Source organism: Micromonospora sp. DT31, from assembly GCF_049841795.1.
In the GTDB taxonomy this organism is placed as follows: Bacteria; Actinomycetota; Actinomycetes; order Mycobacteriales; family Micromonosporaceae; genus Micromonospora.
This window is the reverse complement of record NZ_JBNCKZ010000017.1, coordinates 39277-63847: the sequence shown is the minus strand read 5'-3', so window position 1 is coordinate 63847 and position 24571 is coordinate 39277. Positions and strand designations below refer to the sequence as shown.

Annotated in this window: 30 protein-coding genes; 11 read left to right on the top strand and 19 right to left on the bottom strand. The window is 73.4% G+C overall.

Translation table 11 applies throughout. The features are described from left to right. Positions 1–16 precede the first annotated feature (16 nt). Together ACLQ2X_RS23230 and ACLQ2X_RS23225 are read left to right on the top strand one after the other, a co-directional pair. A complete protein-coding gene (locus ACLQ2X_RS23230) occupies positions 17–682 on the top strand; it encodes a class I SAM-dependent methyltransferase (protein WP_425683204.1) in 666 nt (221 codons plus the stop codon). 60 nt (positions 683–742) lie between these two features. After that, a complete protein-coding gene (locus tag ACLQ2X_RS23225) occupies positions 743–1324 on the top strand; it encodes a DinB family protein (protein WP_425683203.1) in 582 nt (193 codons plus the stop codon). A 48-nt stretch (positions 1325–1372) separates the two neighbouring features. Here ACLQ2X_RS23225 and ACLQ2X_RS23220 read toward each other — a convergent pair whose 3' ends face one another. Further along, on the bottom strand, positions 1373–2029 hold the full coding sequence (locus ACLQ2X_RS23220; RefSeq protein WP_425683202.1) for an HAD family hydrolase: 657 nt from the start codon (positions 2027–2029) through the stop codon (positions 1373–1375). A gap of 85 nt (positions 2030–2114) precedes the next feature. On the opposite strand from ACLQ2X_RS23220, the gene ACLQ2X_RS23215 reads away from it, so the two are divergent. After that, positions 2115–2705, top strand: coding sequence for a carboxymuconolactone decarboxylase family protein (locus tag ACLQ2X_RS23215; protein WP_425683201.1), 591 nt, complete (start codon positions 2115–2117; stop codon positions 2703–2705). Between the two features lie 95 nt (positions 2706–2800). On the opposite strand, the gene ACLQ2X_RS23210 is transcribed toward ACLQ2X_RS23215, so the two are convergent. Next, positions 2801–3121, bottom strand: a complete 321-nt coding sequence (locus ACLQ2X_RS23210; protein ID WP_425683200.1) for an ester cyclase — start codon at positions 3119–3121, stop codon at positions 2801–2803. Between the two features lie 12 nt (positions 3122–3133). On the opposite strand from ACLQ2X_RS23210, the gene ACLQ2X_RS23205 reads away from it, so the two are divergent. After that, complete coding sequence (locus ACLQ2X_RS23205; protein WP_425683199.1) at positions 3134–3373, top strand: hypothetical protein; 240 nt, start codon at positions 3134–3136, stop codon at positions 3371–3373. Next, positions 3374–3760, top strand: coding sequence for a hypothetical protein (locus ACLQ2X_RS23200; protein WP_425683198.1), 387 nt, complete (start codon positions 3374–3376; stop codon positions 3758–3760). Positions 3761–3793: 33 nt separating this feature from the next. Here the strand turns inward: ACLQ2X_RS23200 and ACLQ2X_RS23195 are convergent, their stop codons facing one another. Further along, entirely contained in the window at positions 3794–4549 is a 756-nt protein-coding gene (locus ACLQ2X_RS23195; RefSeq protein WP_425683197.1) for a class I SAM-dependent methyltransferase, read from the bottom strand. A 38-nt stretch (positions 4550–4587) separates the two neighbouring features. Further along, positions 4588–5097, bottom strand: a complete 510-nt coding sequence (locus tag ACLQ2X_RS23190; RefSeq protein ID WP_425683196.1) for an AAA family ATPase — start codon at positions 5095–5097, stop codon at positions 4588–4590. Between the two features lie 37 nt (positions 5098–5134). Here ACLQ2X_RS23190 and ACLQ2X_RS23185 point away from each other — a divergent pair, with 37 nt between their 5' ends. Continuing rightward, a complete protein-coding gene (locus ACLQ2X_RS23185) occupies positions 5135–5899 on the top strand; it encodes a class I SAM-dependent methyltransferase (protein ID WP_425683195.1) in 765 nt (254 codons plus the stop codon). Between the two features lie 3 nt (positions 5900–5902). Here ACLQ2X_RS23185 and ACLQ2X_RS23180 read toward each other — a convergent pair whose 3' ends face one another. Next, a complete protein-coding gene (locus ACLQ2X_RS23180; RefSeq protein ID WP_425683194.1) occupies positions 5903–6991 on the bottom strand; it encodes a winged helix DNA-binding domain-containing protein in 1089 nt (362 codons plus the stop codon). A gap of 50 nt (positions 6992–7041) precedes the next feature. Then, a complete protein-coding gene (locus tag ACLQ2X_RS23175; RefSeq protein ID WP_425683193.1) occupies positions 7042–7260 on the bottom strand; it encodes a hypothetical protein in 219 nt (72 codons plus the stop codon). 81 nt (positions 7261–7341) lie between these two features. On the opposite strand from ACLQ2X_RS23175, the gene ACLQ2X_RS23170 reads away from it, so the two are divergent. Then, complete coding sequence (locus tag ACLQ2X_RS23170) at positions 7342–8013, top strand: hypothetical protein (protein ID WP_425683192.1); 672 nt, start codon at positions 7342–7344, stop codon at positions 8011–8013. Between the two features lie 10 nt (positions 8014–8023). Here ACLQ2X_RS23170 and ACLQ2X_RS23165 read toward each other — a convergent pair whose 3' ends face one another. From ACLQ2X_RS23165 to ACLQ2X_RS23130, 8 genes are all read right to left on the bottom strand, one after another. Further along, positions 8024–9721 (bottom strand): long-chain-fatty-acid--CoA ligase, encoded by a 1698-nt coding sequence (locus tag ACLQ2X_RS23165; protein WP_425683191.1) that lies wholly within the window; start codon positions 9719–9721, stop codon positions 8024–8026. A gap of 81 nt (positions 9722–9802) precedes the next feature. Beyond that, positions 9803–9982 (bottom strand): hypothetical protein, encoded by a 180-nt coding sequence (locus tag ACLQ2X_RS23160; RefSeq protein WP_425683190.1) that lies wholly within the window; start codon positions 9980–9982, stop codon positions 9803–9805. A 72-nt stretch (positions 9983–10054) separates the two neighbouring features. Further along, positions 10055–10765 (bottom strand): spermidine synthase, encoded by a 711-nt coding sequence (locus ACLQ2X_RS23155; protein ID WP_425683189.1) that lies wholly within the window; start codon positions 10763–10765, stop codon positions 10055–10057. A 108-nt stretch (positions 10766–10873) separates the two neighbouring features. Beyond that, the gene (locus tag ACLQ2X_RS23150) at positions 10874–11482 is read right to left on the bottom strand and encodes a class I SAM-dependent methyltransferase (RefSeq protein WP_425683188.1); all 609 of its coding nucleotides are present in this window, start codon (positions 11480–11482) and stop codon (positions 10874–10876) included. Continuing rightward, positions 11421–12317: a sulfite exporter TauE/SafE family protein gene (locus tag ACLQ2X_RS23145; protein WP_425683187.1), complete on the bottom strand. Its 897-nt coding sequence runs from the start codon at positions 12315–12317 to the stop codon at positions 11421–11423. The genes ACLQ2X_RS23150 and ACLQ2X_RS23145 overlap by 62 nt, the downstream gene beginning before the upstream one ends. Beyond that, positions 12314–12898 (bottom strand): rhodanese-like domain-containing protein, encoded by a 585-nt coding sequence (locus ACLQ2X_RS23140; RefSeq protein WP_425683186.1) that lies wholly within the window; start codon positions 12896–12898, stop codon positions 12314–12316. The genes ACLQ2X_RS23145 and ACLQ2X_RS23140 overlap by 4 nt, the downstream gene beginning before the upstream one ends. Positions 12899–12992: 94 nt before the next feature. Continuing rightward, positions 12993–14393 carry a rhodanese-like domain-containing protein gene (locus ACLQ2X_RS23135; protein ID WP_425683185.1) on the bottom strand — a complete coding sequence of 467 codons (1401 nt, stop codon included), beginning with the start codon at positions 14391–14393 and terminating at the stop codon, positions 12993–12995. A gap of 169 nt (positions 14394–14562) precedes the next feature. Next, positions 14563–14832: a metal-sensitive transcriptional regulator gene (locus ACLQ2X_RS23130; RefSeq protein WP_425683184.1), complete on the bottom strand. Its 270-nt coding sequence runs from the start codon at positions 14830–14832 to the stop codon at positions 14563–14565. Between the two features lie 239 nt (positions 14833–15071). Here ACLQ2X_RS23130 and eccB point away from each other — a divergent pair, with 239 nt between their 5' ends. Next, entirely contained in the window at positions 15072–16466 is a 1395-nt protein-coding gene (gene eccB / locus ACLQ2X_RS23125) for a type VII secretion protein EccB (RefSeq protein WP_425683183.1), read from the top strand. A gap of 130 nt (positions 16467–16596) precedes the next feature. Here the strand turns inward: eccB and ACLQ2X_RS23120 are convergent, their stop codons facing one another. From ACLQ2X_RS23120 to ACLQ2X_RS23105, 4 genes are all read right to left on the bottom strand, one after another. Next, positions 16597–17202 carry a class I SAM-dependent methyltransferase gene (locus tag ACLQ2X_RS23120; protein WP_425683182.1) on the bottom strand — a complete coding sequence of 202 codons (606 nt, stop codon included), beginning with the start codon at positions 17200–17202 and terminating at the stop codon, positions 16597–16599. Positions 17203–17292: 90 nt separating this feature from the next. After that, complete coding sequence (locus ACLQ2X_RS23115) at positions 17293–18159, bottom strand: carbohydrate ABC transporter permease (RefSeq protein WP_425683181.1); 867 nt, start codon at positions 18157–18159, stop codon at positions 17293–17295. Then, positions 18159–19118, bottom strand: coding sequence for a carbohydrate ABC transporter permease (locus ACLQ2X_RS23110; protein ID WP_425683180.1), 960 nt, complete (start codon positions 19116–19118; stop codon positions 18159–18161). Before ACLQ2X_RS23110 ends, ACLQ2X_RS23115 begins: the two co-directional genes overlap by 1 nt. After that, positions 19115–20506, bottom strand: a complete 1392-nt coding sequence (locus ACLQ2X_RS23105) for an ABC transporter substrate-binding protein (protein ID WP_425683179.1) — start codon at positions 20504–20506, stop codon at positions 19115–19117. Before ACLQ2X_RS23105 ends, ACLQ2X_RS23110 begins: the two co-directional genes overlap by 4 nt. A 125-nt stretch (positions 20507–20631) precedes the next feature. On the opposite strand from ACLQ2X_RS23105, the gene ACLQ2X_RS23100 reads away from it, so the two are divergent. Genes ACLQ2X_RS23100 through ACLQ2X_RS23090 form a run of 3 tightly spaced genes read left to right on the top strand, consistent with a single transcriptional unit; the run spans position 20632 to position 23819 of the window. Next, positions 20632–21666, top strand: coding sequence for a zinc-dependent alcohol dehydrogenase (locus tag ACLQ2X_RS23100; protein WP_425683178.1), 1035 nt, complete (start codon positions 20632–20634; stop codon positions 21664–21666). Beyond that, entirely contained in the window at positions 21667–22485 is an 819-nt protein-coding gene (locus ACLQ2X_RS23095) for a sugar phosphate isomerase/epimerase family protein (RefSeq protein WP_425683177.1), read from the top strand. Next, positions 22482–23819, top strand: coding sequence for an MGH1-like glycoside hydrolase domain-containing protein (locus ACLQ2X_RS23090; RefSeq protein WP_425683176.1), 1338 nt, complete (start codon positions 22482–22484; stop codon positions 23817–23819). Before ACLQ2X_RS23095 ends, ACLQ2X_RS23090 begins: the two co-directional genes overlap by 4 nt. 35 nt (positions 23820–23854) lie before the next feature. On the opposite strand, the gene ACLQ2X_RS23085 is transcribed toward ACLQ2X_RS23090, so the two are convergent. Next, a complete protein-coding gene (locus ACLQ2X_RS23085) occupies positions 23855–24559 on the bottom strand; it encodes a CBS domain-containing protein (protein ID WP_425683175.1) in 705 nt (234 codons plus the stop codon). Positions 24560–24571 lie beyond the last annotated feature (12 nt).

The window sequence follows — 24571 nt, the reverse complement described above, 5'->3', positions numbered from 1 at the left end:
TGACATACTCCCGCCGGTGACCTCGTCTCCCTCGGCCCGGCACGACCTTCGCGGCGTGCGGCGGGCCTACGACACCGTGGCGGCGGACTACGCCGCCCACCTGCCCGACACCCGATGCGAGGCGTCGCTGGACCTCGCGATGGTCGACGCCTTCGCCACCGTGGTTACCGCTGGCGCCGGCGGGCCGGTCCTCGACGCCGGATGCGGCGCCGGCCGGATGAGCCGGTACCTGGCCGACCGTGGCTGCGCGGTGGCGGGTGTCGACCTGTCGCCGGGCATGGTGGCCATGGCGGTACGTGATCACCCGGACCTGGTGTTCACGGTCGGCTCGTTGGCCGAGCTGCCCTTCCCCGACGGCCGGTTCGCCGGGGTGATGCTGTGGTATTCGATCATCCATACGCCGCCCGCCGGCCAGCCGCGCATCTTCGCCGAGGCGGCCCGGGTCCTGCGCCCGGGCGGCCATCTGCTCGTCGGCTGGCAGGCCGGGCACGGCACCTGGGACGTAGCCCCGGCGTACCGCCGGTTCGGTCACGAGATCGCACTGACGCGTCACCGCTACACCGCCGACGACGTCTGCGCCCGGGTCGACGCCGCCGGCCTACGGGAGGTGTGCCGGCTGGTGCGCCGGCCGACCGGCGGGGAACGTGACGACCAGGCGTTCCTGCTCGCCGTGGCGGGGTGAGGCCGACAAGCCTGAGCGGCGGGCACCCGCCGGCCCGCCGACTGCGCGAGACTGTCGACCATGGCTAACGACGTGAAGGCTGCGCTGCACGAATACCTCCGGACGGCCCGCGAGGATCTCCTCTGGAAGCTCGACGGGCTCGGCGAACGCGAGGTGCGGATGCCCCGCACCGGCACCGGCACCAACCTGCTGGGCATCGTCAAGCACTGCCTGAACGTCGAGGCCGGCTACTTCGGGCCCACCTTCGGGCGGGAGTTCCCCACCCCGGCGGAACTGCTGCCCCTGGAGGCGTACGAGGTCGACCCGCAGGCCGACTGGTACGCGCGGGAGGACGAGACCAAGGACGGTCTGATCGACCTGTATCGGCGGGTCGGCGCGTTCGCCGACGAGACGATCGAGGCGCTGCCGCTGGACGCGCCGGGGCGGGTGCCGTGGTGGCCGGGCGACCGGACCGTGACGCTGGGCCGGATCATCGTGCACGTGATCAGCGACGTGAGCCGGCACGCCGGTCACGCCGACATCCTCCGCGAGCAGCACGACAACGCGGTCGGCCTGCGCCGGGAGAACAGCAACCTGCCCGACGGGCAGGATTGGCCGGCGTACGTCACCAGGCTGACGGCTCTGGCCGACCGGTTCGGTTAGCCGCCTGCCGGTTCGGGACCGCCCAGGCCGCCACCGGTCAGGGCGGTCCTACCCGGCGGTCGCGTTGTGCGCGGCGACCAGGCCGGGCAGCTCGTCGAGCGAGTCGATGCGGAACAGGCACCGCCGTGCCACGGCGGGCATGTCCAGGATGTGGCCCCAGGGTCCACGCCGGATCAGGCACGCCGCCATGCCGGCGGCCATGGCCGGGCGGGCGTCGTTGTCCGGCCGGTCGCCGACATAGAGGATCGAGCCCGGGGCGACGCCGGCCTCGCGGACGACCCGCGCGAAGAACTCCGGCGACGGCTTGGCCACCCCCCAGCCCGCCGACGTCCCGATCACGTCAACCGACAGGCCCAACGCGCGCAGCGTCGCCTCGGCGTGCTCCGGCTGGTTGCCGGCCAGGCCGACGCGCAGCCCCTGCGCCCGCAGGGCGGCCAGGCAGGCCCGCGCGTCGGGGTAGAGGTCCGCCTCGCCGAAGGACTCCGGATCGCCGGCCGCGACCCGGCGCGCGAGTTCGGCGGTGAGGTCGAAGTCGGGCCGGAAGGCCCGGAACACCTCCTGGTAGTCCTGACCCCGGGCGATCACCGCGCCGAAGACCGCCGAGAACGTGTGCCGGGGCACGCCGAGCCAGTCCGCCCAGGTCGCGAACTCGCGTGACTCGTCGAGAACCGTCCCGCCCACGTCGAAGAAGACCGCCTCGATCATGTTTCTCCCCCCGCCGCCGGATGCGCGGATCGTACTGTCGTTGATCAGCCTGTGGGGACCCGTCCGGGTGGCGCACACTGCCGGCATGACCGCCGCCTTCCTTCCCGAACCGCCGTCCACCCCGGCGGTCGCCGCCGCGTACCGGGACGACCTCGCCTCCGACGGCTACGTCAACAACCTCACCCGGGTCTGGTGCTGGCGCCCCGACGTGTTGGCGTCGTTCCAGAACACGCGTGCCGACCTGCTGGCCGGTTCCACGCTGTCGTCCCGGGAGGTGGCCGTGCTGGTCGCCGCCACCGCCGCCGCCCGCGAGGACTCCTACTGCGCGCTGGCGTGGGGTTCCCGGCTGGCCGAGCTGAGCGACGAGGCGACCGCCGCCCGGGTGCTGCGCGGCGTGGACCCGGGGCTGTCCGAACGGGAGACGGCGCTGGCCGGCTGGGCCCGGCAGGTTGTCCGCGACCCGAACGCCACCACCGAGGGCGACGCGCGCCGGCTGCGCGACGCCGGCCTGAGCGACCAGGAGATCTTCGAGGCGACCACGCTCGTCGCGTTCCGGCTGGCCTTCTCCACCGTCAACGACGCGCTGGGCGCGCGGCCTGATCCGCCACTCGCGCAGCGCGCGCCCGGGCTCGTCCGGGAGGCCGTCACCTTCGGCCGCCCGGTCCAGGACCTCTAGGGCCTGGACCGAGCGGCCGGCTCACCAACTGACCACCTCGATCACCCCACCGGCCCGCACGCGGACGTCGACACACCCTCGCCGCCCATCCTTCGTCAGGCGGTCAGCTGCCGGCGCACGTCGGCTGAGTCGTGCAGGTTCGTCATCTGCACGAATCGGCCGTTGCTGACCTGGTAGATCGCGTACTCGACGATCTCGAACGACCTGCCGGTCGGAGCGACGCCGAGCCACTCCTTCACCGGGGTGCCGGTGTTGACCACGCGCGCGGCGATGCGGTCGCGGTCGAACAGCAGTTCCCGAACCTCCCAGTGCATGTCCGCAACGGCGTCGAGGATGGACCGCATGTCGGCGAGGACATCGTCCCGGGTTCCCGGTTCGCCGTTCAGCATGACCGCCTCGGCGATGAACTCGTCCATTCCGTCGAGCGCTTGACCGACCTGGAACGCGACCACCTGTTCCGGGTCGTGGGTGCGGCCGTTCCGCCGGCCGGGATGGTGCCCCGGCAGGTGACTCCGAGCGCGCAGCGGATGGTGGACCGGTTCCGCAACGCACCGGTGGCGGTGGCCGTGCACACCGCGATCGGTGAACTGGTGCTGTGGAATCCGCTCTGGGCAGCCCTGTTCGGCGACCCGTCGAGCCAGACCCGGCTGGAGCGCAATGTCACCTGAATGTACTTCGCCGGTTCCATCCCGGTGACGCACACCCCCGAGGACGATGAGGCGTACGCGCGAGACCTCGTCGGTCACCTACGTACCGCCGCCGGCCGCTACCCGGACGATCCGGATATCCCGCAGTTGGTCGATCGTCTGCTCAAGGCGTCCCCCGACTTCGCCCGCCGCTGGCAGGCCGGGACGGTCGGAGAACTGCGTACCAGCCGCAAAACCCTGCACACGGAGCTGGTGGGGGACATCGTCGTGGACTGCGACAGTTTCACGGGCGGCCCCGGCGACCAGACGATCGTCATGATGACGGCCGCACCGGACTCCGAGGACGAGCAGAAGCTCGATCTGCTTCGTGTCATCGGTCTCCAGCAGCTTCAGGGGCGGCCGGGTTAGGACCGGTGTCGATGTCACTCACCGCCGCGCTGATCAGGAGCGTGGCAGGCGCCGCGCCAGGTGGACGGTGATGTCGGCGGTGACCTCGACCGTGGGGGGCAGCACGTCCCGGATGCGCCGGAACACCAGGTCCCGCCGGGGCGGCGGCAGTTCGAGATAGGCCGAGACGGTCGACAGCAGACCGACGTAGTCGTCGGCGCCCATCGTGATCCGCCGCTCGATCACCGACTGGCGGACGTCGGTGAACCACTCGGCCCGGCGCAGCTCCGTGCCCGGCCACTGCATCTCCTCCTGCGGTGACGTCCCGTCCGGCGACGGGATCTCGTCGCTGACGAGGTACGCCGCCCGGGCCGCGTCCACCGCCTCGACCACAGCCGGATCGGCCAGCCGCGTCGGACCGCCGAACGAGGCGAACACTCCGCCCGGCGTCAGGAGCGCGGCGAGCCGCTCGTACCGTCCCTGCGGGCGTGTCCAGTGCAGCGACGCCGCCGCGTACACCAGGTCGTAGCGCTCGCCGGCGGGCAGGTCCTCGAACGCGGCCCGCACCCTCCGCACGTCCGCCGGGACGTGCGCGAGCATCGCCGGGTCCGGGTCGGTGGCGGTGACGGCGATCCCGCGCCGGGCGAACAGGCGGGTCGCCTTGCCGGTGCCGGCGCCGATCTCCAGCGCGGTCCGGACCGGTCGGTCCGCGTACGCCAGCACCAGGTCGGCAAGCTCCTCGGGGTAGCCGGGGCGGAACCGCTCGTAGGCGTCCGCTGCCGCCCCGAACACCAACGCGCGTTCGGACATGCCGAGCATCGTGCCACGCGCCGGTCGCCGGGCCCCGGTCATCGGGCGAGGTGGGCCGTGATCGCCTCCACCACCTGCTCCGGCGCGGGGGAGGCGTCGACGGGATGGGCGTCGGTCAGGGACGCGAACGCCGTGACCGCGCGAGTGACGTGGTCGTGCCGCCAGCCGCGGGCGCCGACCTCGAGCAGGTCGGCGTCGATGCGGGCCCGCAACCGGTCCTCGGGAAGCGTGAGCACGACCTCGCAGACGTCGACGCCGAGGGCGCGGAGGCCGCCGAGGATCTCCCCGCGGTACGCCGGGTCGAGCAGGCTCATCGGGATGATCCACGTCCCCGGGTGGTGCCGGTCCAGGCCGGTCACCGTCTCGACCACGAGGTGACGCCACAGTGGCAGGTCCTGGAAGTCGCCGGTGGGCGGGGTGACGAACGCGGTCAGCATCGAACCGAGGAACTCGGGGTCGAACAGCCGCGCGTCGGGCAGCGCGTCCGTGAGCAGTCGCGCCGTGGTCGTCTTGCCGACACCGAAGGCGCCGTTGAGCCAGACAATCATGAGCGTGATCATGCCAGGGCGCGGCTAGGGTGGGCCGGTGAGCTTCGATGTCGCCGCGGACATGTACGGCCGGTTCATGGGCCGGTACGCCGATGAGCTGGCGGTGCGCTTCGCCGACGCCGCCGGTGTCACCCCGGGGCTGCGCGCCCTGGACGTCGGCTGCGGTCCCGGCGCGTTGACGGCGGAGCTGGTCGCGCGGCTGGGGCCCGACGCGGTGGCGGGTGTCGACCCGTCGGCGCCGTTCGTCGCGGCGGCCCGGGAACGGCTGCCGCACGTCGAGGTGCTCCGGGCGTCGGCGGAGCAGCTGCCGTTTCCCGACGACGGCTTCGACGTCACGCTTGCCCAACTGGTGGTCCACTTCATGACCGACCCGGTGGCCGGCCTGCGGGAGATGGCCCGGGTCACCCGCCCCGGGGGAGTGGTGGCCGCCTGCGTGTGGGACCACGCCGGCGAGCGGGGGCCGCTCACCGTGTTCTGGCGTGCGGTGCGGGCGCTGGACCCGCGGGCACGCGACGAGTCAGGTCTCGCCGGTGTGGGCGAGGGCCAGCTGGCCGAGCTGTTCGCCACCGCCGGGCTGCGCGACGTCCGGTCGACGGTGCTCACCGTTCGGGCGAGCTTCGCGAGCTTCGAGGAGTGGTGGGAGCCGTACACGTTCGGGGTCGCCCCGGCCGGGGAGTACGTCAAGGGGCTCGACGCGGCCGGGCGCGCGGCGCTGCGCGACAGGTGCGCGTCGATGTTTCCCGCGGAGGGACCGCTGGAGTTGACCGCCTCGGCGTGGGCGGCGGTCGGCCTGACCGGTTAGCGGTCAGTCGGCCACGTCGACGCCGGTGAGCGTCACCGCGCGGTAGGCCGCGAGGCGTTCGGCCTGCTCGGCCACGGCTCGTCGGGTGCCCTCGGACAGCTTGACCCACGGTTGGACGGCCACCGTGAACGTCCGGCCGGACTTGCGGGGCCGCCAGGTGCCGACCAGCTCACCGTCGGTCAGGACCGCACCGGGGCGGCCCAGCACCGGCCACAGTTCCTTGGCCCGTGCCGCGTCCGGCACCAGCGTCGGCCGGTCCTTGGCCTGGAGGAACAGGTCGTACGGGCCGAGCAGGCGGGTCGCGGCACTGCCGGCCGCCGCCAGCGCCGCCTCGTCGGCGGCCAGCAGCCAGCGCGTCTCACCGTCGACGGGCACCTCCACCACGTCCTGCGGCCAGCGGGCCTTCACCTCCTTGACCGGGGCGTCGAGGTAGTCGGCCACGTGCTTGGGGGTGGCCGGGCCGAACAGCCGCAGGTAGGCGCGGATGAGGTCGAACCGGTCACCCGGTTCGCCGGGCGCGAAGTCGGGGATGCGTTCCAGGACCGGCGGCGAGGTGTCCAGCCGCAGCTCCAGTCCGGCCCGCACGGCGGCCAGCCGGAACGGCATCTCGTAGAGGTGGACGACGCCGCACGGACGGCAGAAGCGTAGGTAGGGCTCGGGCATGACCTCGGCGAGGCGACCCGAGAGTTCACCCTTCACGGTCGGCTCGGTGACGATCGCCCGCATCTGTGTCGCCACCTCGTCGAGCGCGGCGACGACGCCGATCCCGGCCGCCTTCAACGGCCTGGCCGCGTCGTAGACGCGTTTGGCCGCGTCGGCGTCGGAGAACGGTGCGACCGCGGCGACCACCGGGCCGACATCAGCGCGGCGGTAGAGGTGCGGGGCGCCCCGCACCGTCCACAGCAGGACGAGCCCTTCGGCGGACAGCGAGGCTGAATCGACACCGCGCGCCTCGAGTGCCCACCGGCTGCCGTCAGGACCGGTGTCCTGCACGCCGATGTCGAGCACGGTGGTGTCGGCCAGCGTGCCCGCGGCCCGGTCGAGTTGCTGGGCACGGACGCGGAAGTTCAACACCTGACGCCTGTCGACCATCGACCCAGCGTAGGCGGCAGCACCGACACGTTCCGGCGCGACGCGGCGCGTCAGGGAGCGGCGTGCGGCGCGGATTCCGTCCGTGGACTGCCGCCGGAGCGCTTGAGCAGGAACACGCCGCCGCCGATGAACACGGCGCTGAGCACGATCCCGACCAGGTTGCCGTCAGCCAGGCTGGAGACGGCCCCCAGCAGGCCGACGATGACGGCCACCCCACCGACGAGTCGCATGAGGTAACGGCCGACGGACTTGCCCCGTGAATCCACCATAGACGGCCGTCTACCCGGGCCGCCGCGCCCGTAAACGGGAGACCGGCCGGTGGTGTCGGTGCGGTGCAGTACGGTCGCGCGGTGACCGCGTACGACATCGCCGTGAAGCTGCCGGACATCGACCTGCTCCGGCAGCGGTGCCGGGCGCTGGCCGTCCTGGAACGTCTCATCGACGGCGGCCACCCCTACTACACCTACGACGCGGCTTGGGGGCCGGACGAGGCGGCGTTGATGAGCAACGGCAGCGGGGACGAGTGGGCGGTCGTGTTCACCCCCGAGGGTGCCCTCATCCGGGTCTTCGACCACGAGTCGTCCATGTCGCCGTACGCCGACGACGACGTTGAGCTGTGGCCGGGCCTGCTCGACGGCCTGCCGGCGGAGTTCCGCCGGCTGGTGGACGAGCCCGCCTTCTGCGACGAGGGACAGTTCCTCGCCACCGCCGTTCTGTGGCGGCTCGCCGGCGACGACCGCTGGCACGCCGGCGCGGACATCGCCTTCCCGCCGTTGTGCGGGCCGTACGACCACACCGGGCCGGACGGGTCGCCGATGTTGGAGATCCTCTGCGACGACATCGTGGACGGCTTCGTGGAGTTCGCCGGCGACTACCACGAGAGCGCAGTCGACCGGGACGCGGTCGCGGCCGTGGTCGCCCACCTGCCGCTCACCGAGGCGCTGGTGCGGGCCGTGAACCCGCAGGCGTCCCTCGACGAGGTCCGTGCCGACGTGGCGAGCATGGGCTACCCGGTCGCCTGAGGGCGACGGGTCAGCGGCCGGCCAGGAGCCGGTCGCGCACCTCGCGGCGCAGGATCTTGCCGATCTGGGAGCGGGGCAGGTCGTCCACGGTCACGATCCGGCGGGGGACCTTGTAGCCGGCCAGGTGGGTGCGGCAGGCGGTGCGGATCTGCTCGGGTGTGCCGGCCACGGCCGGGTCGAGCACCACCGCCGCGACCACCTCCTCACCGTGGGCGCCGGGCAGGCCCACGGCGGCGGCCTCGCGTACGCCGGGCACCCGGCGCAGCGCGTCCTCCACCTCCGACGGGTAGACGTTGAAGCCGCCGGTGATGATCAGTTCCTTGATCCGGTCGACCACGGTGATGAAACCGTCGTCGTCCATGGTGACGACGTCGCCGGTGCGCATCCAACCACCGGGCAGCAGCACCTGCGCCGTCTCCTCCGGCCGGTGCCAGTAGCCGGAGAACACCTGCGGCCCGCGTACCAGCAGCTCGCCGGCCTCGCCCGGGGCGCGGTCGCGGCTCGGGTCCTCCGGGTCGACGATGCGTACGTCGGTGGAGGGGAACGGCACGCCGACGGTGCCGGGGCGGCGGGTCGGCGCGACCGGGTTGCCCACCGTGATCGGGGACGTCTCGGTCATCCCGTACCCCTCGACCAGCAGGCCGCCGGTGACCTGTTCCCACAGTTCCACGGTGGCCGGTGGCAGCGACATCGCGCCGGAAATGGCGTACCGGATGCTGGTCAGGTCGACGGAGCGTTCGCGGGCGTCGGTAGCCAGTCGCGAGTAGACCGGCGGCACCGCGGGCAGGAACGTCGGCGGGCGGCGGCGGACCGCGTCGAGCACCTGGTCGGGGTCGAAGCGGGGGAACAGCACCAGGGTCGCCCCGATGCTGACGGCGAACGTGAGGCAGAGCGTCAGCCCGTACGCGTGGAACAGCGGCAGCACCGCGTACACGGTCTCCGCGCCGTCGCGCAGGCCGGGCACCCAGGCGCGGCCCTGCGCGGCGTTGGCCCGCAGGTTGCGGTGGGTCAGCACCGCACCCTTGGGTTCGCCCGTGGTGCCGCCGGTGTACTGCAACAGCGCCACGTCGTCGACGCCGGGCGCGGGATGCGTGGCGGGCAGCGGCCCGGCGGCGGCGACCAGCTCCGACCAGGCCAGCGCGTCGGGTGCGGGCGCGGTCATCGCGGCCCGGGTGGCGCGGACCTTCGGCAGCGGCAGCCGCAGCGCCCACCGCTTGAGCCGGGGCAGCGCCGAGGTCAGGTCGACCGCGACCACGGTACGCACGGCGCCGCCGCCCGCCACCAGCGGCGCGGCCTTGTCCCACACGATCGCCACCTCGGCGCCGTGGTCGCTGAGCTGCCGGTGCATCTCGGCGGTGGTGTAGAGCGGGTTGTGTTCGACGACCACCGCGCCGAGGCGCAGCACGGCGTAGAAGGCCACCACGTGCTGCGGGCAGTTGGGCAGCACGAGGGCAACCCGGTCGCCGGGGCCGACGCCGAGCCGGCGCAGCGCCTCGGCGGCCCGGGCCACCTGGTCGGCCAGCTCGGTGAACGTGGTGGTGGCGCCGTAGAAGTCGAGCGCGACCCGGGGCCCGAACCGGCGGGCGGCGTCGGTGAGCAGGTCGACGAGGGACCCGTCCGGGGCCGCGACATCGGCCGGCACCCCAGGAGCGTAGCTGCGGACCCAGGGCCGCTGGTCGGTGGCGTCCATCGCGGTTCTCCTCGTCACGGGGTTGCCGCCCCAGCCTAACGTGACCCGCCGGTAACCTACGCTTTCGTAGGTTGCCGTGTCGGTCACACCGGAAGCCGCTCAGCGGCGGCCCGCCGAGTGCCGTTGCATCGTCCGCCGGCCCTGCACGATCCCCACCACGATCACCACGGCCAGCGCGATCACGCCGATGATGACAAGCCAGCGGACCGCCTCCAGCACCAGCCCGAGCAGGACGAGCACCACGGCGGCCACGCCGACCACCCAGAGCACCGTACGCATCTCACGACCTCCCGTCGTAGGGTGACCAGGCGCATTCCCGGTACCGGCGCGGCCATGCCCCGGCGCGGGAGGTCACCGCCGGGCGACGTAGACGGTGTTCGCCGCCTCCCGGCCCTGCAACGGGTTGGGAAACCGGACGACGTGCGCCACCGAGGTCGGGAACACCTCGGTCAGCGTGCGCTGGAACTCCGTGTCCGGCGGGTCGTTCGACCAGAGCGCGAACACCCCCTCGGGGTGCAGCATCGCGGCGAGCCGCCGCAACCCGTCGACCGTGTAGAACGGGGCGTGACCGGGGTGCAGCACGTGCCGGGGGGAGTGGTCCACGTCCAGCAGCACCGCGTGGAAGCGCCGCCCCGGCTCGTCCGGGTCGAAGCCGCCGTCGGCGACCGCGGCGAAGAAGTCCGCCCGCACAAACCGGGTACGCGGGTCGCCGGCCAGACCGGCGGCGAACGGCAGCAGGCCCCGGCGGTGCCAGTCGATCACGTCCTCGATCGCCTCGACCACCAGCAGAGACCCCACCCGGGCGTCCTCCAGCACGGTACGCGCGGTGTAGCCCAGGCCCAGCCCGCCGACCACCACGTCGAGCGCGTCGCCGGCCAGGGGGGCCAGCCCGAGCCGGGCCAGTTCGATCTCCGCCACCGGGAAGGCGCTGGACATGAGGTACTCGTCGTCGAGTTTCACCTCGTACACCTCGGCGTCCAGCGCCGGATCCCGGCGGCGACGCAGGCTGATCGCGCCGATCGGCGTCTCCCGCCAGGCCAGTTCCTCGAAACGCGTACCCACCGGTGTCCTCTCCGCCGATCCGTCACCGGATGCTACCGGCCGGCCCCGACCCGCCCCCGGCGAAACGGCCGGGCGGGTGCGTGCCCCGCCCACGGGGTCGCCGGAGGCTCAGTCGGCGGGCCGGTTGGCCACCACGACGGTGTCCAGCGCGTCGACCGTGCCGCCGTCGGGGGTCGACACCGGGCGGCGGGCCGTCTCGGCGCGTCGCACCCGCAACCCGGCCAGGCCGTCCACCACCGTCTCCGGGGTGAGCAGCAGGCTCGGGTCCTGCGGGCCGCCGGTGCCCCCGCGCAGGTTCGCCAGGTCGTGGCCGACCACCACCAGCGTGCCACCCGGGCGCAGCGCCGACCGGGCCGCCGCGAGCACCGCCGCGAAATCGGCGGCGGGCAGGTGCAGGTAGCTGATCAGCACCAGGTCGTAGCTGTTCGGCACCGGCCGGTACGTGGTCACGTCGGCGACCCGCCAGTCGACCGTCACGCCGCGGGCGGCGGCCAACTCCCGCCCCCGGTCCACGGCGACTGTCGAGAAGTCCACCGCGTTGACCCGCCAGCCCTGACCGGCCAACCAGACGGCGTTGCGCCCCTCGCCGGCGGCGACGTCGAGCGCCGCGCCCGGAGTCAGGTCGGTGACCGCCTCGACCACGAACCGGTTGGGCTCAGCGCTCCACACCAGTCCGGGCGTGTCGGTGTAGCGGCGATCCCAGGCGCTGCTGTCCACTGTGCACCCTCCTTCGACGGCCCCACACCACCCCGGTGACCGTACCGGCTGCCGCAAGCGCTCCCACGACAGGTCCCCACGGTGTGGGCAGTTGCCGGGTCAGCACGAACACACCCATCACCACCACGAACCAGCCGAACACCCGGCGTAACACGTCGGGCGGGACGCTGCCGACTAGCCGGCCACCGAGCAGGCTGCCCACGATGGCGGCGGCGGTCACCGCGACAGCCAGGCCCCAGTTGATCGACACACCCGACAGGTAGCCGGCCAGGCCGGCGAACGACTTCATCGCGATGACCACGAGCGACGTGCCGACCGCGACCGGCATCGGCAACCCGCCCAGCAGGGCCAGTGCGGGCACGACCAGGAAGCCGCCCCCGGCGCCGACCAGGCCGGTCACCAACCCGACGACGACCCCGTCGCCGACCACCCGCGGCATCGACAGCTTGCGTGGCGCCGCACCTGCGGCCTGGGCACGCCGGCCGAGGATCATCGCGGTGGCGGTGGCCAGCATCATCACGGCGAACCCGACGAGCAGCACACCCGCCGGGACGTACGCGGCCAGCCGGCCGCCCGCGTACGCGCCGGCCATGCCCGCCACGCCGAAGACCAGCCCGGTGCGCCAACGGACCCGGTGCGCGCGGGCGTGCGGCAGGACGCCGACGGCGCTTGTCACGCCGACGACCAGCAGCGAGGTCGCGATGGCCTCCTTCGCGGGCAGGTCGGCGACGTAGACCAGCAGCGGCACGGCGAGGATCGAGCCGCCACCGCCCAGCAGACCGAGGCTCACCCCGATCAGCACCGCGCCGGCAAGCGTCAGCAGCAGGGTGGTCACGACGACCGTCCGCTCCGCAACTGGTCGACGACGCTGTCCAGGTCACAGCTCGCGCCCCGGTTGTACGGCAGCTTGCTCAGCAGCATGCCCATCGCGCAGGTGTCGGTGAGCGCGGCGAACGTGAGGCCGGCGCCGATGAAGGCGGCCACCCACTTCAGGCCCGGCACGAACACCGACGCGAGGATGCTGACCAGCACGATCGTGCCGGCGACGAGGCGTACCTGACGCTCCAGGTCCCAGCGCGACCGGCCCTGGCTGACCGGGGCGTTTGTGGCCTGCCAGGCCAGCATGCCGCCGTCGAGGACCTTCAGGTTGGGCAGGCCGACCGTGGCCAGGGCGTGCTCGGCCTGGCTGGCGCGCGCGCCCGAACGGCAGATCAGCACCACGTCCTCGTCGAGGTGGCCGCGCAGCTCCTCGCGGTGCTCCCGGAGCAGGTCCAGCGGGACGTTGTAGGCGCCGGGGATGTGCGCGGCCTCGAACTCGCCGGGGGTGCGAACGTCAAGCAGACGGGGTGTGCGGCCGGCGGCGATCAGCTCGCGCAGGGTGGCCGCGTCGACTGTCGAGGGGATGGTGGTGGTCATGCTGCGGATCTCCTTCGTGGACGGTGTGCCGTGGTTTTCCCACGGTGGAACACCGGCCGGCGCGGGGTCGCGCCGGCCGGGCGGGAACGGGAGGTCAGTGGGCGGAGGTCAGGCGGACGCCGGCCGCCTCGGCCCGGCCGAACATGTCGTCGATCAGCACCACGTCGCGGCCGGCGTTGGCCAGCAGGGACGCGGCGGCGGCGGCCCGGTAGCCGGAACCGCAGTGCACCCAGACCGTGCCGGCGGGCACGTCGGCGAGACGTCCGGGCAGGTCGGGCAGCGGCACGTGCACCGCGCCCTCGATGTGCCCGGCCGTCCACTCGTTGGTCAGCCGCACGTCGAGGACGACCTGCGGGGCGGGCAGCCCGGCCGGGATGTTCCCGGCCCACGCGGCGGCCAGCGCCGGGAAGTCGGCCATGGCCAGCTCCCGCAGCTCCGACGCGTCGGTGGCCCACTGCTCCGGTACGCCGGTGGCCTGGGCGGCGGGCCGGTCGATGCCGATGCGGACCAGCTCCCGCTGCGCGTCGGCGACCTGCTCCGGCGTCTCGGCCAGGAAGGTGACCGGCACACCCCAGTCGATCAGCCAGCCGAGCCAGGTCGACATCGGCCCGTCCAGGCCGAGGCTGACGGTGCCGGCCAGGTGCGAGGCCGCGTACGCCTTGCGGTGCCGCAGGTCGACCACCCACTCGCCGGCGGTGATCCGCTGGCGCAACTGCGCGGCGTCGGCGCGGGTCGCCGGGGTCAGGTCGACCGGGGCCGGTCCGGCGGCGTTGGCCACGCCCATGTGCGCGTAGTACGCCGGGTACGCGTCCAGTCCGGCGAGCGTCTCGGTGACGAACCGGTCGGCGGCCAGCCGCAGCACCGGGTTGGCCTCCTTCTCCCGGCCGATCGTCGACTCGGGGGCGTCGGCCTGGCTGGCCGAGCAGAAGCTGCCGAAGCCGTGCGTCGGCCACACCTGCGCGCCGTCGGGGAGCAGGTCGGCGAGCTTGCGCGCCGAGGCGTACTGGTGCTCGGCCAGTTCGTGGGCGTGCTGCTGGCCCAGCAGGTCGGTGCGGCCGGTGGTGCCGAACAGCAGCGACCCGCCGGTGAACACGCCGACCGGAGTCCAGCCGTCGGGGCCGGCCTCGTCCAGCACGTACGACAGGTGGTGGAACGTGTGGCCCGGGGTGCCGACCACGCGCAGCCGCAGCTCGTCGGCGACCGGCACGGTGTCGCCGTCGGTCACCGGGGTCCGCTCGAAACCGACGGTGTCGGCGGCGGCGACCAGATAGGCGGCACCTGTGACACGGGCCAGTTCGAGACCGCCGGAGACGTAGTCGTTGTGGATGTGCGTCTCCACCACATGGGTGATCCGGACGCCCTTGGCGCCGGCCAGGTAGAGGACGCGGTCGATGTCGCGCTGCGGGTCGACCACGATCGCCACCCGGCCGTCGGTGGCCAGGTAGCTGCGGTCGCCGAGCGAGGACGTGGCGATGACGGACACCTCGACGGTCACGTGTTGTTCTCCCCTCGGTGCTGCATACCCCCGGGGGTATGCAGGCGATAGACTCGTGCCCGGGTTCTTCTCCGGGCGTGGGTTACCCGCTCCCGCCGTGCTGACACGGCGGCGCGGTGGCGATCGGCCGGTCGGGGCTGGTCGGGTCGGTCGGGGCTGGTCGCCCCGGTCAGGCCAGGGCGAGGAAGAGCTTCTCCAGCTCCTCCTCGGTCATCTCCGGCTCCTGGCCCGCCTGCCGAGCGGCGTCACAGTGGCGCATGCCGGAGGCGATGATCTTGAAGCCGGCCCGGTCGATGGCCTTGGAGACCGCGGCGAGCTGGGTCAGTGCCGCCCGGCAGTCCTCGCCGTTCTCCATCATCTCGATCACGGCGTTGAGCTGCCCCCGGGCCCGCTTGAGCCGGGTCAGCGCGTCGGCTGTCATCTCGGGTCGTAGATTCACGTCCCACCTCCCGCGCCCACCATACCCCCGGGGGTACCGACCTGCCACTTCTCCCACCCGCCCTCGCCTCGCCTCGCCGATCTTGCAGTTTCCGTCGACATTTCGCGCCGAATGCCTGTTATGCCGGGGCGGGGAGTGCAAGATCGGCAGGGCGGGGCGGAGCGGGGGATACGGAGGGTCCCCGTGGGATCGACGGAGCGCTTATCCTGTGCGCCGACGAACCCGGCGGAAGGGACCCGATGGCGTCGCGGCAGGACCAGCTGCACTCGTACCAGTTCACCGTCCAGCGGGCGGTCGCCGCGCTGGTGATGCGGGAGACCGACCCGCCCCAGTCGCCGTTCCGCCGGCTGGCCGGCGCCGGGCTGGCCAGCGTCCTGGTCGCCGCGATCGCGCTCGGCGGCGTGGCCCTCTACGGCCTGTTCACCGGCGGCGGCGACTCCTGGCGCGAGACCGGCGCGGTCATCGTGGAGAAGGAGTCGGGTGCGCGGTTCGTCTATCGCGACGAGAAGCTGCACCCGGTGCTCAACTACGCCTCGGCCCTGCTGATCATCGGGGCGGAGCAGCCGAAGACGGTGCTCGTCACCCGCCGGGCGATCGACGGGGTGCCGCGCGGCCTGCCGCTGGGTATCGCCGACGCCCCGGACTCGCTGCCCGCGTCGAACCGGCTGGTCCGGGGCGGCTGGACGCTCTGCTCGGTGGCCGGCGGCGAGGCGGGGCGCGGCGAGGCGGGAGCGGGTGCGGCCCGCTCGGCGCTGCTGATCGGCCGCGACGCCACCGGCGGCCGGCCGCTGGGCGACCAGGGCCTGCTGGTGCGGCACCCGGACGGCGGGCTGCACCTGCTCTGGCACGACCGCCGCTACCCGCTGCGCGACACCGACCGGGTGCTCGCCGCGCTGGCCGCCACCCGCGAGCGGGCCGTACCGGTCGCCGCGGCGCTGCTCAACACGCTGCCGGCCGGTGCCGACCTGGCCCCGCCGCCGGTGGGGGCCCTGGGTACGCCCTCCGAGCAGGTCACCGACGCCGCGGTGGGCGACGTCTACCTGGTGCGCAACTCCGGGGGCGGGCGGCAGTACGCGGTGGCGCAGCGGGCCGGGCTGGCCGGGATCACCGAGTTGCAGGCGGCGCTGCTGTTGGCCCGCACCGGCCAGGGCGAGCCGAAACCGATCACCCTCGGCCGGTTCGCGGCGGTGCCGAAACAGCCCGACCTGGTGCCCGGCGGACCGACCGCGCCGCCAGCCGCGCCGCCCTCGCTGGCCGCCGCCGAGGGCGGCACGCTCTGCGCCCGGGCCGGTGACGACGCCGGCGTACGCGAACTGCACCTCGGCGCCACCGTGCCCGAGGCGGGTACCGGGTCCGCCCCCGGCGCACGCGGCGGGCTCGCCGACCAGGTGGTGGTGGAACCGGGGCGCGGCGCGCTGGTGGAGGCGGTCGCCGCGCCGGGTGCCACCGGCGGCGCGGTGTGCGTGGTCACCGACCTGGGCCGGCGGTACGCGCTGACCGGCGCGGACGTGCCGGGGATGCTCGGCTACACCGGGGTGCGCCCGGTGCGCCTGCCGGCCGGCCTGGTCGACCTGCTGCCGGCGGGCAGCCCGCTGGACCCGGAATCCGCCCGCACGGTGGCCGCGCCGGCCTGAGCGGGAGTGCGCCGCACCGGCCTGAGCGGGAGTGCGCCGCACCGGCCTGAGCGGGAGTGCGCCGCACCGGCCTGAGCGGGAGTGCGCCGCACGGTGGCCGGCCCGGCCTGAGTAGGAGTGCCGGCCGGCCTCAGTCGGCGGGCCGGCGGAACACGGTCACCGCGAACTCGGCGTCGTCGCGCCAGGGGCGCAGGTCCCAGGTGGCGAAGCGGTGTTCGGGGCGCAGCCCGGCGGCCACCGCGTCGGCGTCCAGGTCGGCCACCGGATAGCCCCGGTCGGTGCCGAAGCCGACCACGACCAGGCCGTCCGGCCGGACGTGCGCCGCGACGCGGCCGAGCACGGCGCGTTCGGTGCCCGGGGCGACGAAGACCATCACGTTCCCGGCGAGCACCGCGGCGTCGAACGGCTCCGCCTCGCCCTGCGCGGGCAGGTCCAGCTCGGCCAGGTCGGCGACCAGGAAGCGCGGGCCGGGATGGTCGGCGCGAGCCGCCTCGACCAGCGTCGGGTCGGCGTCCACCCCGACCGCGGTGTGCCCGCGCGCGGCGAGCGCGGCGGCGACCCGGCCGGTGCCGCAGCCGGCGTCCAGGACCCGGGCGCCGGGCGGGACGAGCGCGTCCAGCAGCCGGGCCTCACCGGCCAGGTCGGCGCCCTCGGCGGCGAGTTGGCGGAACCGGTCCACGTACCACTGCGAGTGGCCGGGTTTGGTGTCGGTCACCCAGCGGGTCGGCTTGGCCATGGGGCCACCGTAACTGATCTTGCCGGGTGTGGTCAGGCGAGTGCCAGGAACGTGCCGGCGCGTCCCGGCACGTTCCTGGCCCGATGCGGCTCAGCCCTTCTCGGCGCCGCTGGTCAGCCCCTCGGTGAGCAGCCGCTCCCCGGCGAAGAAGAGCACCACGATCGGCAGCGTGAGGATGACCGAGCCGGCCATCAGCACGGTCTTGGGCACCTCGACGCCGTCGGCGAGCAGCGACAGCCCCAGCGACACGGTCCACCGGTCCGGCCGGTCGACCATGAACAGCAGCGCGAACAGGTACTCGTTCCAGGCGATCATGAAGTCGTACAGGGCGACCGCCATCACCGACGGAGCGGCCAGCGGCAGGCTGACCCGGCGGATGATGCCGAGCCGACTGGCCCCGTCGATCGCCGCCGACTCCTCCAGACTGATCGGGATCGTCTCGAAGTAGTTCTTCAGCATGTAGACCGACACCGGCAGTGTCTGCGAGATGTAGACCAGCACCAGCCCGAACAGCGACCCCCGCAGCCCGGCCCGGGTGAACACCACGAACAGCGGGATCGCGATGACGATCGACGGGAACAGGTAGACCGCCAGGAACAGCGCGCTGACCTGCCGGCGACCGAAGAACCGCAGGCGGGAGACCGCGTACGCGCCGGGAATGGCGATCACCAGGGTCAGTGCGGTGGCCGCCAGCGCCACCAACCCGCTGTTGCGGATGAACGTGAGGAAACCCTGACCGCCGTCGGAGGTGGACCTCAACACCTCGGCGTACGTGGCGACGGTCAACTCGCCGAACGGCACCCAGAGCGACCCCGGCTCCAGCAGCAGGCGTTCGATCGGGCGCACCGACAGCACCAGCATGTACCAGAACGGCAGCAGGGTGACCAGCAGGAAGCCGGCGACCACCAGCCGGCGCAGCCACCGCAGGCTCACCGTCTCGACCCGGTCCCGATCCATCACGCCTCCCGTCGCGCGCCGAAGAAGCGCAGGTAGATGGCCACGAAGACGAGCAGCACCACGGCCAGCACGACCGCCTGGGCGGCGGCCGCGCCGACGTCGGTGCGGGCGGTGAGGAACTGGTAGACCCGGACGCTCACCACCTCGGTGCCGGCGGAGCCGCCGGTGAGCAGGTAGACGTCGTCGAACTTGTTGAACGTCATGATGAACCGCAGCACGCCGATCAACGCGATCACCGGCATCAGCTGCGGCAGCAGGATGTGCCGGAAGCGTTGGGTGGGGGTGGCCCCGTCGACCAGGGCGGCCTCCTCCAACTCGCCCGGCACCGCCTGGAGCCGGGCCAGCAGGAACAGGAACGCGAACGGGAAGTAGCGCCACGCCTCGAACGCGATCACGGTCCACAGCGCGGTGGACTCCTGGGACAGGAACGGCACCGGCTGGTCCCAGCCGAGGAACCGCCTGCCCCAGTCGTTGACGATGCCGAGCTGCGGGTCGAGCATCACCTGCCACACGAACGTCATGGCGACCACCGGGGCCACGTACGGCAGCAGCATCGACGCGCGTACCAGGGTGCGGCCCCGGAACGGGCCCCGGACGGCGAGCGCCGCCACCAGACCCACCAGGATCGACCCGGCGGTGCCGCCGATGCTGTAGAGCACCGTGATCCAGAGCGTGTCGGCGAAACCGGGCGTGTGCAGCACCCGGTCGATGTTGTCCAGGGTGAGCTCGCCGAACAGGCCGCTCTTGCGCAGAGTGGCCAGTCGTACCCGCTGGAAGGCCAGCAGGATGGTCCAGACGATGGGTATGCCGATCACCGCGAGCACGACGAGCAGCGTCGGCGCGACGAGCGCGAGCCCGGCGCGGGACTCGCGGCGGCGCAGGGTCAGTGGTCGGCGGCCGGGTGGGCGGGGCCGCTCCCCGGTGGGGGAGCGGCCGGCCTCCGGCGCGGTGGTGGTCAATTGACGCCCTTGGCGATGGCCTCGACGTCCTTCTTGGCCCGTTCGGCGGCGCCACGCCCGTCGGACTTGCCGGCGACCACGTCGGCCAGCGCCTTGGGTACGGGCAACTCGCCGAGGATCGCGCCGACCAGCTTGCCCTGGCCCTGGGTCAACCCCCAGCGCTGGAAAGTGTCCGGGCTCTCGCGCAGCGTGGTGAGCACGTCCTCGCCGTAGATCGCCGACAGCGGCTTCTTGGTGTCGACGCCGGCCGGGCTGGTGTTCCAGGCGGTGCGGAACTTCTGCTTGTCCTCCGGCGTGCCGGTGCGCACCGGGAACCGGCCCTCCGGGGACATGCCGAACCAGCGCGGGTAGCCGTCGGAGAGCATGTACTGGACGAAGGACTTCGCCGGGTCGGCTGCCCCGTCGAGCACCGACCAGGAGCTGACCTCACCGTACTGGGCCGGTTCGGTGCCGTTGGGGCCCTTGATCGCGGTGACGAAACCGCTGTTGCGCGCCAGCCACGTCGGGTCGGACTGGCACTGCGGGCAGGTGGGGCGGGCGTCGGCGCGCAGCCCGGCCAGCTCGTCGAGGATGAACGGGGACCAGATCACCATGGCCGCCTTGCCGGCGAAGTAGGTGGCCCGGGTGGTGTCCACGTCCTGGGCACCCTTGACGGAGTGCTGGCGCATCAGGTCGCCGTAGAAGCGGAACGCCTCGACACACTCCGGTGAGTCCAGGGTGACCTTGCCGGAGTCGTCGGTGAGCTGGCAGTTGTTGGCCAGCGCGAGGTGTTCGAAAGTCTGCTGGGTGAACACGTCGCCGGGGGCGGTGGCCGCGGTGATGCCGGCGACGCCCCGGGTGTTCAGCTTCGCCGCCGCGGCGGTGATCTTCTCGTAGGTGTCGGGAACCGCCAGCCCGGCGGCGGCGAACAGGTCCTTGCGGTAGACGAGCAGTTGCCCCCAGCCGTCGCTGGGCACGGCGAGTTGCTTGCCGTCGTCGCCGGTCAGCTCCAGCGCGCGGGGGGAGAAGGTGTCCCGGCCGAGCGCGTCGAGGACCGCGCCGTTGGCGTCGGTGTCGACAAGCTCGTTGCCGGACAGGGTGCGTACCCCGGCCAGCGAGACCGAGCCGACCACGTCGGGCAGGTCGCCGGCGGCGGCGCTGGAGGCGATCAGGGACGGGAACTGGTCCTCGTTGACGGTGACCAGGTTGACCTTGACACCTGTCTTCGCGGTGTAGTCGGCGACGATCGCCTTGGTGGCGTTGACCCGGTCCGCCACGTCCTCCAGGCTCCAGACGGTGATCTGGGTGTTGTCGGATTTCTGGTCGTCTTCGCTGCATGCGGCCATTCCGGATCCGGTCAGTGCGAGGATCAGGCTGACGGCGAGCAGCCGTGGTGAAGGTGATGGCATCGGTGGCACTCCTTCTCGAAAAAAGCGCACGGCCTGTCGCTAATACCCATCGATTCATCAATCTAATCACATATGCCCATTTTTTGGGTTAGGCTCAAGGCCGGCACTTTCTTCGGAGCGACGCCATGGACAACTGGGTTGTCTCTCTCGCCGGGCCCCGGCACATCCGCCTGGAGCCCTGCCCCCCGGAGCCGCTCGGCCCCGGCCAGGTTCGCGTCCGCACCCACTACTCGGGCATCTCCGCGGGCACCGAACTGACCCTCTACCGGGGCAGCAACCCACGCCTGCGCAAGGAGTGGAACGACACCGCCCGGATGTTCATCACCCGCGACGCCGTGCCCGCGTATCCGGTGGTGGGCTTCGGCTACGAGGAGGTGGGGGAGATCGTCGAGGTCGCGCCGGACGTCGCCGACCGGCGGCCCGGCCAACTCGTCTGGGGCATCTGGGGCCACCGCACCGAGGCGGTGCTCCCCGCCCACGCCGCCCACCCGCTCGCCCCCGGCGTCGACCCGCTCGCCGCCGTCTTCGCCCGCCCCGGCGCCATCGCGCTGACCGCGGTGCTCGCCGGCGACGTGCACCTGGGCGACTGGGTCGGCGTCTTCGGCCAGGGCGTCATCGGGCTGCTCGGCACCCGGCTCGCGGTGCTGTCCGGCGCCCGGGTGGTCGCCGTCGACCCGGTCCCCGGGCGACTCGCCCACGCCGCCCGCCTCGGCGCCCGCCGGGTCGTCGACGCCGCCGACTCGCCCGCCGCCGCGCTGCGGACCGCCACCGGCGGCCGGGGCGCCGACGTCTGCCTGGAGCTGTCCGGCTTCTACCCGGCGCTGCACGAGGCGATCCGCGCCACCGCACACGCCGGCCGCGTCGTCGCCGCCGGCTTCTACCAGGGGTACGCGCAAGGGCTGGAACTCGGCGAGGAGTTCCACCACAACCGGATTCAGCTGGTGGCCGCCCAGGTCTCGGGCCCCGAACCGGTACCCGGCACGGCCGGCCGGTGGCCCGGAACCCGGATCGTACACACGTTCATGGACCTGGTGGCCGAGGGCAGCGTCGATCCGCTGCCGCTGGTGAGCCACGTCGTCGACGCGGGCGCGGTGGCCGACGCCCTGACGTTGCTCGACCGCGGTGACGGTGACATCCTCCAAGTGGTGCTGAGGTTCTGAATGACCATTCCACTGGCCTGCCAGGAGCAGCTGCTCCCCGGCGCCGACCTGACCGAGAAGTACGCCCTCGCCGTGTCCCTCGGCTACCAGGGCATCGAACTACGCGGGCGCGGCGACCTCGCCCTGGCCCGCCGCCTGCCGGAGCTGCGCCGGGCCCACGCGGACGGGGTGCCCACCCCCACCGTCTGCGTGGAGATGGACCACTTCATCGGCGACTTCGACCCGGACCGCTCCCGCGACGCGGTCCGCAACCTGCGCTCCCAGCTCTCGGTGATCGCCGAGTTGGGCGGGGTCGGCGCGGCCACCCCGGCCGCCTGGGGCATGTTCTCCCGCCGGCTGCCGCCGTTCGAGCCGCCCCGCTCGCCCGAGGACGACCGGGCGGTGCTCGTCGACGCCCTGGGCGAGCTGGGCGAGCACGCCCGCGCCGAAGGGGTCACCCTGTTCCTCGAACCGCTCAACAGGTACGAGGACCACATGGTCAACCGGCTCGACCAGGCCGTCGAGCTGTGCCGCGCGGTCGGGTCGCCCGCGGTGCGGGTGCTCGCCGACACCTACCACATGAACATCGAGGAGGACGATCCGCTCGCCGCGCTGCGCGCCGCCGCGCCGTACCTCGGGCACGTTCAGGTCAGCGACTCCAACCGGCACCAGCCCGGCGCCGGGCACCTGGACTGGACCGCGCTGCTGGCCGCCCTGGACGACGTCGCCTATCCCGGCTGGCTGGCCGTGGAGTGCCGCCTGCGCGGCGAGCCGGTGCAGGCGCTGCGCCAGGCCGCCGCCGTGCTCGGCCACGCCGGACCGCGGCGGGCCGCCGCATGAGCCTGACCACCGAGGTGCGCGCCGGCGCGGAACGCGACGGCCGACTGCGCCAGTTGGCCGTGACCACGCTCGACGCCAACTGGGAACACGGTCACACCGTTCCCTCCCGCACGCTCTACCCGCACCAGTGGAGCTGGGACTCGGCGTTCACCGCGATCGGGTTGGCCCACGTCCGCCCGGACCGGGCCTGGCGGGAGCTGCGCACCCTGTTCGCCGCGCAGTGGGTGGACGGGCGCGTCCCGCACATCGTGTTCAACCCGGCCTCCCGCGTCGGCACATACTTCCCCGGGCCGGACTTCTGGGACTCGGCCCGCGCCGACGGTGCCCCGGCCGCCGCCACCTCCGGCATCGTCCAGCCGCCGGTGCACGCCCCGGCCGCCTGGCTGGTGCACCGCCGCGCCCCCTCCGAGGCGTCCGTGGCCGCGCTGCGCCGGCTCTACCCCCGGCTGGTCGCCCAGCAGCGCTACCTGACCGGGCGGCGCGACGCCGGCGGGGGCGGGCTCGCCGCGATCGTGCACCCGTGGGAGTCCGGGCTGGACAACAGCCCCGCCTGGGACGCCCCGCTGGCCGCGGTGTCCGCCGACGAGGCGGTCATGCGCGCGTACCGCCGGCACGACACCGCGCACGCCGACGCCGCGCAGCGACCCACCGACCTGGACTACGCCCGCTACGTCACCCTGGTCGACGGCTACCGGGCCGGCCGCTACCGGGATGACGGACTGCTCGGGCGGCACCCGTTCCTGGTGGAATGTCCGCTGGTCAACGCCGCGCTGGGGGTGTCGGAGTACGCGCTGGCCCGGATCGCCACGGTGATCGGCGCCGACCCCGGGCCGCACCGCGACCGGGGCACCCGGATCACCGAGGCGCTCGTCACCCGCCTGTGGGACCCGGTGACCGGCACGTTCCGCCCCCGTGACCTGCGCACCGATCGGCTCGTGCCGGCCCGCACCGTACTCGGGCTGATGCCGCTGGCGCTGCCCGACCTGCCGCCGCTCCAGGTGGCCGGGGTGCTGGCCGAGGCGTGCTCGCCCCGGTTCGGCCTGGCCGCGCGGATGGACCGGCCGCTGCCCACGTACGACCGCACCGCGCCGGACTTCGAGCCGCTGCGCTACTGGCGCGGGCCGAGTTGGGTGAGCACCGGCTGGCTGCTGTGGCAGGGCCTGCGGACCCACCGGCGGGCCGACCTGGCCGCCGGGCTGCGCGAGTCGCTGCTCGACCTGGTCGACCGGGCCGGCTGCCACGAGTACTTCCACCCGGACACCGGCGCCGGGCTGGGCTCACCGGCGTTCAGCTGGACCGCCGCGCTGGTGCTGGATGCGCTCGCGGAGCGTTGAGGTCCGGCGGCGCCGCCGGACCTCAACGTCGAGGCTCAGGCGACGCCGGCCGGGGTGCCGCCGCCGAAGCGCAGCGCCGCCAGCGGGGCGTCGTCGACCGCGTAGCCCAGCGCGTCGACCACCTCCACCACGCCGCTGACCTGCCGGGTCAGCCGCACCGCCAACTGCACCGTGGACCGGCGCTCCACCATCCCGGTGAGCGTCACCACGCCCCGGTGCACCGTCACGTCCACCACGCCGTCCGGGATGCCGAGGCAGTGCCACAGCACCTCCTCGACCACGTCGCGCCGGATGCCCGCGTCCGGGCGCAGGTGCACCTTGAGCAGGTCGCCGCGGGTCACGATGCCGATCAGCCGGCCCAGGTCGTCGACCACGGGCAGCCGCTTCACACCCCGCGCGTCCATCACCCGGGCCGCCTCGACGAGCGTGGCGTCCGGCGAGATGGTGACCGCGGGCGCGGTCATCAGGTCTACGGCGGACGTCGCGCGGGCCTTGGCCCGGGCCTCGCGGCGACGCCGGTCGAGCAGGATGCGCCGCTCACTGGGCTGCCCCTGCAACTCCACCTTGTACATCAGGTCCGCCTCGGAGACCACCCCGAGGACCCGCCGGGCGCCGTCGACCACCGGCGCCGCCGTCACGCGCCGGTCCGCCAGCAGGTCGACGACCTCCCGGTACGCCGTGTCCTCCCGTACCGACGCCACCGTGGTCGTCATCACGTCCTGCACCTGCCACGTACGCATGCCGACCTCCCT